The sequence below is a fragment of the Gimesia chilikensis genome (assembly GCF_007744075.1).
In the GTDB taxonomy this organism is placed as follows: Bacteria; Planctomycetota; Planctomycetia; order Planctomycetales; family Planctomycetaceae; genus Gimesia; species Gimesia chilikensis_A.
In genome coordinates, this window is sequence record NZ_CP036266.1 from 2,151,041 (window position 1) to 2,164,232 (window position 13,192).

The following is a 13,192-nucleotide window of genomic DNA, read 5'->3' on the forward strand; positions in this document are numbered from 1 at the left end:
TTATTGAATAGACAGGAATAGAATAAAACCAGGCGCTGTTGGTTGCTGAACAGCGGGTAAACTCTCTCACAATCCAAGCAAACGCGAACTCCTTTCTGAAAGACATCAGGATGAATCTCTCTCCGTATCTTGCCCGCTGGGGGCTCTTTTTCTCTGTGTTATCTACCGGTCTGCTACTGGACTGTTCTGATTTATCAGCACAATATCAGCGGACTCCTGTTTCTGGTGAAGCGGAGGCTGTTGAGAAAGCACCCGCTGCTGAAACCAGGTCGAAACCATCGGCGGCCGAACAGGCCATTCGCAAGGTTGCAGTGGAATTCAAGAAAGCATTTGACGCAGGGAATGCAGAGAAAGTCGCTTCCTTCTGGTCACCGGAAGGGGAATATGTGGAAGCCAGCGGCATGCGACTGGTTGGCCGTCCGGCGATTCAGAAAGCCTATGCAGCTTACTTCAAAACCAACAAAAAAGCTCAAATCCAGATCTCGGTCGATTCTGTTCGCCAGATTGGTGATGACCTGGCAATTGAAGAGGGCCGCACCATGGTGGCAGTTCCCGAAGGGGCTACAGACTACAGTCAATATACCGCGACCCACGTCAGGCAGAATGGGAAGTGGAAAATGGTCAGCGTGAAGGAATCGAATCTGGTTCCCTCGGCGACGCAGGTGAATCTGAAGGATCTGGAATGGCTCATCGGCAGTTGGGAAGCTGAGGATGTGGGGGTGACGCTGAAGACCGTCTATCGCTGGATGCCGGGCAATAAATATATCGAACGCACCTTTTCTGCACAGACCCTGTCCGGCGATAAGCCGCAAGTGATGGGCACACAGATCATCGGCGTGGATCCGCTTACGGGGGACATCATGTCGTGGACCTTCAACACCGATGGCAGTCATGCGATTGGAATCTGGGCTCCCGTGGAGAACGGATGGGTGATTGAATCGCGGGGTGTGACTGCAGACGGCATGCTGACCAGTGCCAACAATGTCATCACCAAAATCGATAAGAACGGCTGCCGCTGGCAATCCGTGAATCGAACAGTGAATGGTACGGAACTGCCCGATGCACTCGAGGTTGTTTCCCGACGACAATAGGCTCGAGACGGCACTTCGATTTAAGACAATCAAACTTTTTAGTTGAGGATAAATGGTATGAGAATTTTCATCAGTCTCATCGCAGTCACAGCCCTGAGTTTCGTGTCGGCTGATCTGTCTGTTGCCTGGGCCCGCGGATTTGGTGGCGGTGGCTTCCATGGTGGCGGTGGAGGCGGTTTTCGCGGCGGCGGAGGTGGTGGCTTCGGAGGCGGAGGCGGCTTTGGTGGAGGTGCCCGTAACTTCAGTGGCGGTAACTTCGGTGGAGGCAATTTCGGAGGCGGTGGTCGCAACTTCAATGGTGGTAACTTTGGTGGTGGCAATTTAGGTGGCGGTAATTTTGATAGCAGCCGCTTCTCGAATTACGGAAGTCGCTTCGATCAACCTGGCCGCTTCAACGATAAAACCGGCTTCGACTCTAATTTCATGAACTCGGTTCGTTCGGGTGACCGGACGAATGGCGATAACTTGAGCCGCTTCAACAACGGACAGTTTAACCGGGGTAACCTCAATCAATTGAATGGCGGCCGTGGTCTGCGTAACGATGGTTCGCTCAATATGGGTAACATGAATTTCAATCAGCGACCGACGCGTCAGGGCCTGGATAATTTTCTGGGGCTCCCTTCAGACGCCGGTCATAACGCAGTCACCAATTCGCATCCTCAGGTTCAAGACTTTACAGGGCGCAATACTGTAAACAGCTCGATTGCCAACGGCTCTGGTTCCGGTAACGTCTATCACGGACCAAATGGTGGAATCGCCGGTGAAGGCAGCTATACCGGGCCGCGGGGAAATACTATTTCAGGCGGTGGAGCGATTGGTCCTGACGGTGGTCATGCCGCGGGTGGAAGCATTACGGGTAACAATGGTGGTTCTGCTACCGGTGGTCGCGTTGTCGGCCCCGGTGGAGCATCCGCGGCCGGCGGGAGAGTCGTTGGACCGGATGGGGGCAGTGCTGCTGGCGGACGCGTCGTCGGTCGTGATGGCGGCTCTGCTGCGGGCGGCCGGGTTGTCGGTCCGAATGGTGGTGGTGCCGCCGGAGGCGTTGTCCGTGGTCCCGGCGGAGGTGGTACCGCAGGTGGTATCGTCCATGGACCAAATGGTGGTTATGCTGCCGGCTTCGTGCATGTCCCTCCTTCGACACGTTACTATCATGGTGCTGTGATTCGCGGCGGTTTTTATGGCTGGGGGATGTATTATCCCGGCTGGTACTCTGCTCACCCTGGTGTCTGGTATGCTCATGGCTGGCCGGCTGGCTACGCCTGGACGGTCTGTACGTGGGGAGCGATGATGGACTGGTTTGCCTGGTCGAACATGCAGCCGATCTACTATGACTACGGTAATAATGTGGTCTACCAGGACAACAGCGTCTACGTCAATAATCAGGATGTGGGAACCGCTGAAGAGTACACTCAGCAGGCCAGTCAACTGGCTCAGGCTGGTGCTTCGGCGGATGTCAGTGACCAGGGGAAATGGATGCCGCTGGGCGTGTTCGCACTCTCACCGACGGGGGAAACCAAGTCGGACAATGTGGTCGAACTGGCTGTGAACAAGGATGGAATCCTGAGAGGGAATTTCACCGATACCAAGACTAAGAAGACGCAGCAGATTCAGGGCTCGGTCGATAAAAAGACTCAGCGGGCAGCCTGGACTGTCGGCGACGATAAAAACACGGTCTACGACACGGGGATCTATAACCTCACCAAAGACGAAGCACCCCTGCTGGTTCACATTGGCAAGGAAAAGACCGAGCAATGGCTGATGGTTCGTCTGGATCAGAAAGATAAGAACACCGACGGGAGCAGCACCTCTACTTCAGGGAACTAACTGTCGATGTTTGACTCTGTATGAACAACCTGCAACCGAACTGGTCAACCTGGCCAGTTCGGTTTTTTATGCGCTGGATTGGGAAAGACTACGGTTTCTGCAGCGGTGCCAGATAATCGATGCGATAATCCTGAGGGTAGGGCAGCACGAAGTTCTCCTGTGCCCACTGATCCCACTTTCGGGCAAGTTGCTGAACTCGTTCCGGTTCCGTTTTAGCAAGATCGTTCAGCTCAGTCCGGTCGCGGGAGACATCATACAACTCCCAAGGGCCGCCCCGGGTGGCAGCCAGTTTCCAGCGACCCTCGCGAATTGCCCGGTTTCCCTGGTGCTCGAAGTAGAGAGTCCGTTCGGATTGAGGTTTACCCTGAAGTAAAGGCAGCAGGCTGCGTCCCGGCAGGGGAATCGTCGGTATATTATCCCAGCTTTCCGGATATGCGACCTGGGCTGCCTCCAACAGGGTGGGGACAATGTCGATAATGTGTGCGGGCGTGGAGATGATTTTGCCGGACTGCTTCACACCGGCAGGCCAGTGGACGATTCCGGGAGAGGCGATGCCTCCTTCGTGATTATAATGCTTGTAGAGACGCCAGGGGGTGTTGGAGGCATTAGCCCAGCCGGAACCGACACTGTGATGCGTATCCGGGCCTCCCATGCGATCAAGCTGATCACCCCAATAGAGTGTATTGTTGCGACTGGAACGGATATCAAAGCCAAATGGATCCCATTCTGCACAGGCTCCGTTATCTGACGTGAAAATGATCAGCGTGTTCTCCAACTCGTTGTTCTGACGCAGGCTGGTTAAGACGCGTCCTACATTCTGATCCAGACGGTCAACCATCGCAGCGAAGATTGCCATGCGGCGTGCCAGATCCCCGCGGCGGTCAGTGGGCAGTGAATCCCAGGCCGGGTTGACGCGTGCTTCGGCTTCTCCCCAGTCCCAGTAACGGGATCGCGGCGAGAGTTTGGTTACTTCAGGTACGATCCCCAGCTTTTTCATGCGTGTCAGTCGCTGTTGCCGGACCTGATCCCAGCCGATGTGGTAGCGATCTGCGTATTTATCGATTTCCTTATTCGGGGCATGCAGTGGGAAGTGCGGGGCGTTGAATGCGAGGTAGAGGAACCAGGGCTGATCGGGATTACGTCGGCCCATCCGCATGAAATCAATGGCATAGTCCCCCAGGGCATCTGTCCCGTAGAACTCTCCCTTAGGATAAGTATGCGTATCGCGGGTCGCGGGGAGACGGGTGAAATGATCGACGTCCCAGAACGTTTTGGCGCTGACCAGCGTCCCATAAAATTCTTCAAAGCCGTGCTTGGTCGGATCTTCTGTTCCGAGGTGCCATTTACCAGAGAGAAACGTGCGGTAGCCACCCTGCTGTAAAATCTGGGCAACCGTGATCGCCTGATCGTCGAGATGTCCCTGGTAGCCGCGCTGATTCAGGTTCCTCGTCATGTGTCCCAGTCCGACGCGATGCGGGTATTGCCCGGTCATGATCGATCCGCGAGAAGGACAGCAGCGTCCGGTGTTGTAGAACTGAGTCAGCCGCACCCCCTCTTTTGCCAGCGAGTCGAGTTGCGGTGTTTCGATTTCACCACCAAAACAACCAAGGTCGGAGTATCCAAGATCGTCAGCGACGATCAGCAGGATATTAGGCCGCTGGGCTGCGGACAGATGATCCAGGGGGAGCAGCAGTGCCAGCAGCAGACAGGTCAAGCCGCACAGAGAGTGGCTGATTCGGTCCAGGGGAGCAGAGGGCATAATGATTCTTCCTGTTGAGCGTCTTAAGAATGTTCGGAAGCCGGGATCCCGACTTTTCTCAGCTTAACCACTCCTCGGGCTGGCTTCCAGAACCAGTTGCCGATTCGCGGGGAATTACGGTTGGTGGACGTCTGGATAAATAAGTGTTGCCTGGAATCATCATATTTCTGAATCCGTGTTTGACAAGGTATATGCGTAAGCTAGGATAGGGTAAATACGTTGAGTGCGGCGATTGTTTGATTGCCCTCAGGTCGAGAAGCTCAGCAATCAGAAATATCATGTGTCTCGTACATATTTTGAGATAAAGGGTTACCAAGATGAATCTGCAGAAGTCTATAACGAGCAAGGGCTTGCTTTGTCTTCTCACACTCTTTTTGATCGTGAACTACGAATCACAGGCGCAGGAATCTGCTCCCAATGCTGCTCCCCAAAGTATTGATCCGAATCTGTCTCCCCGCCAGAAGTATGCTGCTCTGATGAGTGAAGCACACAAGGCGCGACTGAATCAGCATTATTCGAAGTATTACAAAGCGACCCTGGGGGTTGTTGCCACAGATGCTTCCGGTCCTCTGGCCGCTCATCTGACAAATGGTGCTCCCGACTGGTGGACTGGTGTGGGAACGAACCTGGATGGCAATCCGGGGTATGGTGTGGTCATCATGCATGTCGCTCCCGGCTCACCAGCCGACAAGGCAGGGCTGATGAAATACGACATCATCCTTTCGTTCGGCAAGCATCGTCTGGCTTCCGTCCGTCAGTTGAACGCGCTTCTGGCGAAAGCAGAGCCCGGGCAGAATGTGACTCTCTCTGTAATCCAGGTGGGAGAAAAGGGCGCTGTCAGCAAAGTCAATGTGACACTGGGTTGGGCCGAGCGGATCAACGCTCCTGCTGGTGGAAATCCTCCACGGACTTTCACTCCCCAGTTTCCGAATGCTGCCAAATTTGGTAACGATGATGAATATCTTGCCAATCCCAAAGCACCGATGCAGTATCAGTATGCGGCTCCTTATGAGTACGCTCCCAAGCTGAACTCTTCGATGCCCATGGACTTCGAAGGCAGCCTTTCTGATAAGTAAGCGAATCAAGCTTAAGCGAAAAAATTCACAGGCGATGCTCACCTTGGGCATCGCCTGTTTTCGTGCCGGTCTGCAGAAACTTGTCTGAAACGGACCTTCACGTCGAATTCGATTAGCCACTTCAGAGAAACTATGAGGATCAGAACGTGAGATTCACCAGCGGGTTTGTCCAGCGTTTTCGTGAATAAAGACAAATTCAAAGCCGGAAATCGCTGAATTCAGGCGGCTTTACTGGCGATCACACTCAAAGTCCTGTAAAATCGAACGATATTGACCCCTTGAATAACGCAATGGAGGCGATGCAGCGAAGTGAGGAAGACACTGCAGAGCAAGAAAAAACAAAAATCTGATCCTACTGTCATTGGTTGGCGTGAATGGATCAGTCTTCCAGATCTGGGAATTGGCCTGATCAAAGCCAAAGTTGATACGGGCGCACGTTCCTCATCGCTGCATGCTTATGACCTGCATCGGTTTGAGCGGGATCAGGAGGAATGGATTCGCTTCAAGGTACATCCTGTCCAGCGCCGGACACACGAAGTCGTCGAAGCTGAGGCCCGCATCTTCGAATATCGCTCGGTTCGCAGTTCCAGTGGCAAGGCAACCATGCGACCTGTCATTGTGACCAATATCGAACTTCTCGGCTTCAACTGGCCCGTGGAACTGACTCTTGCGAATCGGGATGAAATGGGCTTCAGAATGCTGCTCGGACGCGAGGCGTTCCGTCAGCGTTTTTTTGTGGATGCGGGTAAATCTTACTATGGCGGTAAGCCTCCTCGAGAGAAACGAACCTGAGTGCAGCCTTTTTTACTGCAGACTCAGGTTAGAAAAGGATAACTCATGAAACTGGCAATCCTGTCGTGCAGCCCGAGATGTTACAGTACGCGGCGGCTGCGCGAAGCTGCCGAACACCGCGGATTTAAAGTCAAGGTTCTCAACACACTCAAATTTGCCATCGATCTCAAGCAGGCCGAACCCGACCTGTTCTTTCGACAGAAATCGATCTCCGATTACGATGCGGTCCTCCCACGTGTCGGTGCCTCGATCACCTACTTCGGAACCGCTGTTGTCAGGCAGTTCGAGCAGATGGACATTTTCTGTGCCAACACCTCGGCCGGTATCACCAATTCACGCGATAAACTCCGTAGTCTGCAGATCCTCAGCCGGCACCAGATCGGTATTCCGCAGACGACATTCGTTCGCGATAAAAAAGATGTGCTCCCCGCAATCGAACGGGTAGGGGGCGCACCGGTTGTCATCAAACTGCTGGAAGGAACGCAGGGGATCGGCGTTCTGCTGGCGGAATCCGTGAAGTCCGCGGAAGCCATCATCGAACTGCTGCAGAACCAGAAGCAGAACGTGCTGATTCAGAAGTTCGTCGCGGAAAGTAAAGGACGCGATATCCGGGCGTTTGTGGTCGGGGATCGTGTTGTGGCTGCCATGCGGCGTGTCGCCCAGGGGCAGGAGTTCCGCAGCAACGTCCACCGTGGCGGTCTGACCGAACCGGTCGTTCTCGATGAAACCTATTGTAAGACCGCGGTCCGGGCTTCTCAAATCATGGGTCTGAAAGTCGCCGGCGTTGATATGCTTGAGGGCAAAGACGGTCCCCAGATCATGGAAGTCAATTCCTCGCCGGGGCTGGAAGGGATCGAAAAATGTACCCAGCTGGATATCGCCGGGGCGATCATTGACTACATCGCCGCTCAGGTGGATTTCCCGGAAATCGATCTCAGGCAACGGCTCACCGTCAGTCGTGGATATGGTGTGACCGAGATTTATATTCCCGAGGGTTCAGAATACGTAGGCAAGACGATCCAGGCTTCCGGCCTGCGAGATAAGGATATCAACGTCCTGACGCTCTATCGCGGGACGACGGTGATCCCCAACCCCCGTTCAGATCGGATACTGGAGTCCAACGACCGGCTGCTCTGTTTTGGAAAACTCGACTTCATGCGGGATCTGATTCCTGCTAAAACCCGTCGTAAGAGGCGGCCCAAAGTCATGGATTTGCCGGATCTGCCGGTGGCTGAAGAGGTGCTCTCGGAAGCCGGGCACGGAGCAAGCGATGCCTCAGGCACTGAATAAGGCTGACGTTAGATGAAGAAAATCCGTCCGCGTAAATCGATCGACCAGTGGAATGGCGATCCGATTCCCCCCGGCACTTCCCGTGATGTGAAGCTGGCTGTCAGCGAAAGCTACAGCAGTATGAATGTAAAGATTCCTATTCATATCCGCCGCGCCAAGGAAGAGGGGCCGGTCGTTTTTGTGACGGCTGCGCTGCACGGCGATGAAATCAACGGCACCGGGGCGATCCGTAATCTGATCCAGGATACAGAATTGCATCTGCTGCGGGGCTCCGTGATTTTCGTACCCGTACTGAATCTGCTCGCCTTTGACCGGCACTCGCGTTATCTGCCGGATCGGCGCGACTTGAACCGTTCATTCCCCGGCTCCGCGAATGGCAGTCTGGCCAGTCGCATGGCGCGAATTATCTTCGACGAAATCGTTTCCCGCAGTGACTATGGAATCGACCTGCACACTGCGTCGGTGCGGCGAACCAACTATCCTAACGTACGAGGTGACCTCTCCAATAAGGAAGTTCGACGACTGGCCCAGGCATTTGGCTCTGAAGTTATCATCAATGGCAAGGGGCCCCAGGGAGCTTTCCGGCGTGAAGCCTGTTCCATCGGCTGTCCGACCATCATTATGGAAGGGGGCGAGGTCTGGAAGGTCGAGCCGGGCATTGTGGAGTCGGCGGTGCGGGGGGTGAAGAACGTACTCCGCGATCTCGAAATGCTTGAAGGGGAACATGAGAGTCCCGATTACCAGGTCATTATCGATAAGACCAACTGGGTCCGTGCCGAGCGGGGAGGCTTCCTCAAGTTCCACGTTAAGCCCGGTGATATTGTCGAGAAAGATCAGCCCCTGGCAACTAACACCACGATTCTGGGCCGCGAACGCAGCATGCTGTATGCCCCCTTCGATTCGGTCGTCATCGGGATGACCACGTTGCCAGCGATCAGCCCCGGCGAGCCTGTCTGTCACCTCGGCAAACTGCCTCCCGAGACCAGGCTCTCCCGGATCAGGCGTTCCCGCTCTGAAGAGGACAGCCTGGAAGGACAGGTCGCCGAAGAGCTTTCGACCAACCTCGTAGTCGAAGAGCCCACTGACGAAGCGCAGCAGCTCCGCCAGCACTCGGAAGGCAACGGCGAAGCGACTGCAGCGGAATAGTCGTAAAGTCCTGCAGCACCGTTTTCAGTCTCCCTCAACAGGGAAACTCTACTTTGACTGCAGCTCAAAATCGAACTTGTTTTTGCCTTCGACGACCTCTTTTTTCAGTTCGGATTTGCTGTTATACCTTTCTGGAATCGGATCTTTCTTGAACGTATCCTTGGGCAGTTTCAGCTTGGGCACCCCCTGATCGGAGCTGGCAAAGGTGTCAACGGGAATCACTTCCGCAACGCCAGAGTCTTCTGACTGGCGGGGGCTTTCCGGCGGGGCAGTGATGATGGTGATACTGTGAGGGCCTGGAACGGCTCCCTTCAGTTGATCACGGTACGTCAGCGTGTAGTTCCCGGAGCTGTCAGTACGACCTGACGAGGGATTCCCTTTTTGCGGTGAAAAAATCACGACGGCGTTGGTCAGCGGTTTTCCGTCCATCGTCACGACCCCGGAGACCGGGGCCAGTTTGATGTCATCCCCACCCCGGGAGCATCCCAGGCAGACCAGGGGGACGGTCAAGAATAACAGTGTGAGAACGCGCCTCGGCTGTGCGGCCTGAAGCGTCAGTTTGGTTTCCTGGTACATTAAAATAGCATTCCTGCGCTGGAGTAATATTGCAAAACCCGGTTTCAGCCAGATGCGGAAACCGGGATCGTCTTGTCATCACGCATTGTCAATTAAAAATCACCGATCACGTTGTGGTCGTTGATGGCAGCCAGGTAGATCAGAGTCTCGGCATCAACGTTTTCGCTGATGAATCTCACCCGACCGTCGCCCAGCAGGAAGTGGCAGCCACCTGTGTGTGAGCTGCTTAAGCTCCATGCATATTTGAGGCCGTCCGTCTGGTTGATTCCGTTGATCAGGTAGATGGTCGAAGGAATCGGTGCAGTCGAAGATCCCTGCCAGTTGCGGACCAGTGCCGTGTGGTAAGGCCAGTCGCCATAGTTACCGGCTGTCGCGCTGTTGAGCGGAGAAGAACCGATCCAGATGGCTCCCGAACCACGGTCTTCGGTGGTACGTTCTCCGATCATGATCACGTTGCTGGAACCGTCGGTCAGGTCCCGCATGCGGGTGACGGCGTGGTTGTTAAACGCTCCCGTGTAACCCTGTGTGGTTGACGCGGTCAGGTACCGGGAAGGGGAGTACAGAGCCGGGTAGTTCGATTTTCCCCATGAATTGATGTTGGTGTTGACGCCATCCATGGGATCCGAGGGGCAGTTCAATGTCGGGATCACGGTATTGATCACGGTTGGCTGCAGAACGACACCGGCTACGGTGCGCCAGGGAGCGTTCATATTGAGCTGGTTGTAAAGGTTGGTCTGATCCATGAAGGGCAGCAGCATCACGCTCCAGCCCAGGTAGCTTTCCGTGGGGATGTCGCCGGCGATGGTGCGGACACTTTCCACCTGCATCTGCGGGAAGGTGCGGTGGGTTTCATGGTAGTTGTGCAGCGCCAGGCCAATCTGCTTCAGATTGTTTTTGCAGGAACTGCGCCGTGCCGCTTCGCGTGCCTGCTGGACTGCCGGTAAGAGCAGGGCGATCAAAATGGCGATGATGGCAATCACGACCAGCAGTTCGATCAGGGTGAAGCCACGTTTGACGTTAAGCAGTCTCATTTTCGTCTCCGAACAAGGATAAAAAGAAAGAAATGGAAAACCAGAATCTTGTATTCTTATCCTGTTTCCGGAGGTTCCGAAAACGTATACGCAGCAGGTTTGAGACAGAAATAAGGCTAAAGGGACCTGCCCTTGAGGGGCTCGCAGAATGATGCTGAGTAGTTCGTAAATCTCACGATAAGAACGCAAAATTTGTGTTGGAACAGCAACTCGTATCAACAGAGCCTGTGCGAGACCAATAGCTGAGCGCCGGGACGAAAAGTAAATGCCTGTTGCGATTGCTTTTTCAAGCTGACGCGACATTAAACACTCCAAAGTTTAAAAAGCAACGGAAAAAAATTGGAAATTTCTGGAAATTTTTGGGGAATGTCTTACCCGGTGACCGCCGGCGATACCTAATTCAAATTCGGACAATCTCTTACGTACGGGAAGCCTCCAGGATCGCCAGGCAGGGCACACGCCCCGACCACTTGTTTGCTGGTGAAGTAGTTCGGAGATTCTCTTTGACCGGTCCGGGGTTATCCGGTATCGTTCGTCTCTCAACGACTCCGCCTGCAGGAAGCCAACGGTTCGGCGGGGTTGGAAAACCGGAGGCTCCGGTCCACGATCATTCCAGGGAGGACAATCATGATCTACCGCTGTCTGCTGTCGCTGCTGCTCCTGTCCAGCCTGACCAGGTTCTTGCAGGCCGACTCGCTCCCCCTGGAAGCCGTCAAACCCCTGCTGCCAGCCGCCGACGACGAAACCCGGGCCCTCCGGGCGCTGCGGGAGTGGAGCGAGGCCCATCGAAACTGCACCAGGGTCGAGGCTAAATTTCTTCGTATCTGGTATGACGATGTATTTGAAGTCCAGAAACATGCAGCAGGCGAATTCAGCTATCTGGGACCGCATCGTGGTTTCGTGAAATGGAACGCTCTTGCCCGAAGACCCAGGGAAGAATCTCTCAAACGGGGAAGGCGGGGGAAAGCTTACGAATATCAGGATACTGAACCTGAGGCCTGGTACTGGCTCACGGACCGGTTGTTGAAGATCGATGAGTCTGAAAAAACAGTCGATATTTTTCCTGTTCCTCAAGGGTCTATGATAATTGTTTCGTTCGATTTTGGCGATTTTTTTAAGTCCGTCGACAGCCCCCTTTTGTTTGTTCCCGGAATGCCAAATAAGAAACGCCTTGAAAGTATGATTCAGGGCAGCATGTTCCAGGTCATTCGCGAAAACAAAAGTCATATCTGGATCGCGGGGAAACCCAAACCCCCCAAGCAGGCTGCGATATATCAGGAATTTAAGCTTTACCTGGCAAAGGCGCCCTGGCGACTGAAAGCCATTCAATTGATTCATCCCGGCGGAAATCAGTCGAGCGTTTATATTTTTTCGGAAGTTAATTTTGAACCCGGGGAATGGGATGAACCTGACCTCACTGGCTATAAAATACTGAATGATCTGACGAAAGAACCGTTCGAATGGCCCGTCGAAGCCCGCTACCCAGGCTCGGACCCGGAGACGAGAGAACGCGGGCCAGTCGAAGCCCTGCGGCCTCAGCAGCCAGGCCCGGATTGGATCCACTTTCTCAATCCAATGTTCACACTGGGATTTGCTCTCTGGGAAATGGTCCACTAAGATCAAAGGGTCCCCATGTTCATCCGATTGCCGGAGTATTGCCGCCATGCAGAGGTCCCTTGAAACTGAAAAGATTGAGAAGCATCTCGATGTGATTGGAATCCTGTTTATGGTCATGGCTGGCTTCAGTCTGCTCACGGTAGTATTCATTCCGTTCCACTTCATGTTGTTCCAGTCGTTCACGGATCATTTTCCGCGTCAGGCCAATGGTCCCGATCCCCGGAGAATGATTCAGGACATGCAACCGTTTATTTATATTGTCTATGCCATGATCGGTCTGTTCTCATTGTTCTTTGGCGCAATTTTGCTGGCGGCCGGCATCAACATCCGCCGCAGAAGACACTTCACCTTTTGCGTGGTCGGGTCGGCGCTGATCTGCACTTCCTTTCCTCTGGGGACCGCTCTGGGGATCTGGTCTTTATTGACCCTGTTGAATAAACAGACCCGGCCACTGTTCGAACAGCGGACCGATCTGGGCGATGCCGACTTTCTGGATTGAATGATTGAGGAATCCCTCTGATGCCCATGACCAAAGCCAGCCAGCTCAACCTGATTGGCACCCTGTTTCTGATGCTGGGGATTCTGTCGATCTTCAATCTGGTGTTTTTGAGTCAGATCGGAGAGCAGGTTAAGGCAAACTCCCTCGCGAATGCAGATCTCCGTACGCCCGACGGAAAACCGTATGACGGCTTGAAAGAGCAGCGTGCGATGCAGCAGAGCTTTCTGCTGGGCATGCTGATTTTCTCGATCGGTTTCACCGTGATCAGTCTCCTGACCGGTACTTTTATCTTGAAACGGTTCAGTCATCGATCCTGTATTGTCGGGGCTGTTGTGACTATGATTGCATTTCCCCTGGGGACCATCCTCAGCGGCTGGGCATTGTTCGTACTCTGTAACCGGAACACAAAACAGCTGTTCCAGGAACGGGCAGCGCTGCGGGAAACGGACTTTCTCGAGTGAGGAAGGCAGGGAAGGGAATTGATCAGGTCG

Annotated in this window: 12 protein-coding genes; 9 read left to right on the top strand and 3 right to left on the bottom strand. The window is 54.1% G+C overall.

Going from position 1 to position 13,192, the window contains the following annotated elements; translation table 11 throughout:
* Positions 1 to 110 precede the first annotated feature (110 nt).
* The gene (locus tag HG66A1_RS08220) at positions 111 to 1,091 is read left to right on the top strand and encodes a YybH family protein (RefSeq protein ID WP_145181971.1); all 981 of its coding nucleotides are present in this window, start codon (positions 111 to 113) and stop codon (positions 1,089 to 1,091) included.
* 57 nt (positions 1,092 to 1,148) lie between these two features.
* On the top strand, positions 1,149 to 2,915 hold the full coding sequence (locus HG66A1_RS31885; protein ID WP_197997042.1) for a hypothetical protein: 1,767 nt from the start codon (positions 1,149 to 1,151) through the stop codon (positions 2,913 to 2,915).
* Between the two features lie 88 nt (positions 2,916 to 3,003).
* Here HG66A1_RS31885 and HG66A1_RS08230 read toward each other — a convergent pair whose 3' ends face one another.
* Positions 3,004 to 4,674 (bottom strand): arylsulfatase, encoded by a 1,671-nt coding sequence (locus HG66A1_RS08230; RefSeq protein WP_145181974.1) that lies wholly within the window; start codon positions 4,672 to 4,674, stop codon positions 3,004 to 3,006.
* 350 nt (positions 4,675 to 5,024) lie between these two features.
* Between HG66A1_RS08230 and HG66A1_RS08235 the strand changes: the two genes are divergently transcribed.
* The 4 genes from HG66A1_RS08235 to HG66A1_RS08250 all read left to right on the top strand — a co-directional run bounded on the left by HG66A1_RS08235 (position 5,025) and on the right by HG66A1_RS08250 (position 8,978).
* Positions 5,025 to 5,750 carry a PDZ domain-containing protein gene (locus HG66A1_RS08235; RefSeq protein ID WP_197997043.1) on the top strand — a complete coding sequence of 242 codons (726 nt, stop codon included), beginning with the start codon at positions 5,025 to 5,027 and terminating at the stop codon, positions 5,748 to 5,750.
* A 309-nt stretch (positions 5,751 to 6,059) separates the two neighbouring features.
* Positions 6,060 to 6,542 (top strand): ATP-dependent zinc protease, encoded by a 483-nt coding sequence (locus HG66A1_RS08240; protein ID WP_197993886.1) that lies wholly within the window; start codon positions 6,060 to 6,062, stop codon positions 6,540 to 6,542.
* Between the two features lie 45 nt (positions 6,543 to 6,587).
* On the top strand, positions 6,588 to 7,832 hold the full coding sequence (locus HG66A1_RS08245; protein WP_145181980.1) for a RimK family alpha-L-glutamate ligase: 1,245 nt from the start codon (positions 6,588 to 6,590) through the stop codon (positions 7,830 to 7,832).
* A 12-nt stretch (positions 7,833 to 7,844) separates the two neighbouring features.
* Complete coding sequence (locus tag HG66A1_RS08250) at positions 7,845 to 8,978, top strand: succinylglutamate desuccinylase/aspartoacylase family protein (RefSeq protein ID WP_145181983.1); 1,134 nt, start codon at positions 7,845 to 7,847, stop codon at positions 8,976 to 8,978.
* Between the two features lie 48 nt (positions 8,979 to 9,026).
* On the opposite strand, the gene HG66A1_RS08255 is transcribed toward HG66A1_RS08250, so the two are convergent.
* Both HG66A1_RS08255 and HG66A1_RS08260 read right to left on the bottom strand, forming a co-directional pair.
* Entirely contained in the window at positions 9,027 to 9,554 is a 528-nt protein-coding gene (locus tag HG66A1_RS08255) for an Ig-like domain-containing protein (RefSeq protein WP_145181986.1), read from the bottom strand.
* A 92-nt stretch (positions 9,555 to 9,646) separates the two neighbouring features.
* Positions 9,647 to 10,585 (bottom strand): DUF1559 domain-containing protein, encoded by a 939-nt coding sequence (locus tag HG66A1_RS08260; protein WP_145181989.1) that lies wholly within the window; start codon positions 10,583 to 10,585, stop codon positions 9,647 to 9,649.
* Between the two features lie 627 nt (positions 10,586 to 11,212).
* Between HG66A1_RS08260 and HG66A1_RS08265 the strand changes: the two genes are divergently transcribed.
* From HG66A1_RS08265 to HG66A1_RS08275, 3 genes are read left to right on the top strand one after another with little or no spacing between them, the layout of a single operon-like run.
* On the top strand, positions 11,213 to 12,202 hold the full coding sequence (locus HG66A1_RS08265) for a hypothetical protein (RefSeq protein WP_145181992.1): 990 nt from the start codon (positions 11,213 to 11,215) through the stop codon (positions 12,200 to 12,202).
* Positions 12,203 to 12,248: 46 nt separating this feature from the next.
* A complete protein-coding gene (locus HG66A1_RS08270) occupies positions 12,249 to 12,701 on the top strand; it encodes a hypothetical protein (protein ID WP_145181994.1) in 453 nt (150 codons plus the stop codon).
* Between the two features lie 20 nt (positions 12,702 to 12,721).
* Positions 12,722 to 13,162, top strand: coding sequence for a hypothetical protein (locus HG66A1_RS08275; RefSeq protein ID WP_145181998.1), 441 nt, complete (start codon positions 12,722 to 12,724; stop codon positions 13,160 to 13,162).
* Positions 13,163 to 13,192: the final 30 nt, after the last annotated feature.

What these genes read in the sequence shown, in the direction of transcription:
- HG66A1_RS08220 (WP_145181971.1), top strand. Translation starts at nt 111, where the DNA reads ATGAATCTCTCTCCGTATCTTGCCCGCTGGGGGCTCTTTTTCTCTGTG.
- HG66A1_RS31885 (WP_197997042.1), top strand. Translation starts at nt 1,149, where the DNA reads ATGAGAATTTTCATCAGTCTCATCGCAGTCACAGCCCTGAGTTTCGTG.
- HG66A1_RS08230 (WP_145181974.1), bottom strand. Translation starts at nt 4,674, where the DNA reads ATGCCCTCTGCTCCCCTGGACCGAATCAGCCACTCTCTGTGCGGCTTG.
- HG66A1_RS08245 (WP_145181980.1), top strand. Translation starts at nt 6,588, where the DNA reads ATGAAACTGGCAATCCTGTCGTGCAGCCCGAGATGTTACAGTACGCGG.
- HG66A1_RS08250 (WP_145181983.1), top strand. Translation starts at nt 7,845, where the DNA reads ATGAAGAAAATCCGTCCGCGTAAATCGATCGACCAGTGGAATGGCGAT.
- HG66A1_RS08255 (WP_145181986.1), bottom strand. Translation starts at nt 9,554, where the DNA reads ATGTACCAGGAAACCAAACTGACGCTTCAGGCCGCACAGCCGAGGCGC.
- HG66A1_RS08260 (WP_145181989.1), bottom strand. Translation starts at nt 10,585, where the DNA reads ATGAGACTGCTTAACGTCAAACGTGGCTTCACCCTGATCGAACTGCTG.
- HG66A1_RS08265 (WP_145181992.1), top strand. Translation starts at nt 11,213, where the DNA reads ATGATCTACCGCTGTCTGCTGTCGCTGCTGCTCCTGTCCAGCCTGACC.
- HG66A1_RS08270 (WP_145181994.1), top strand. Translation starts at nt 12,249, where the DNA reads ATGCAGAGGTCCCTTGAAACTGAAAAGATTGAGAAGCATCTCGATGTG.
- HG66A1_RS08275 (WP_145181998.1), top strand. Translation starts at nt 12,722, where the DNA reads ATGCCCATGACCAAAGCCAGCCAGCTCAACCTGATTGGCACCCTGTTT.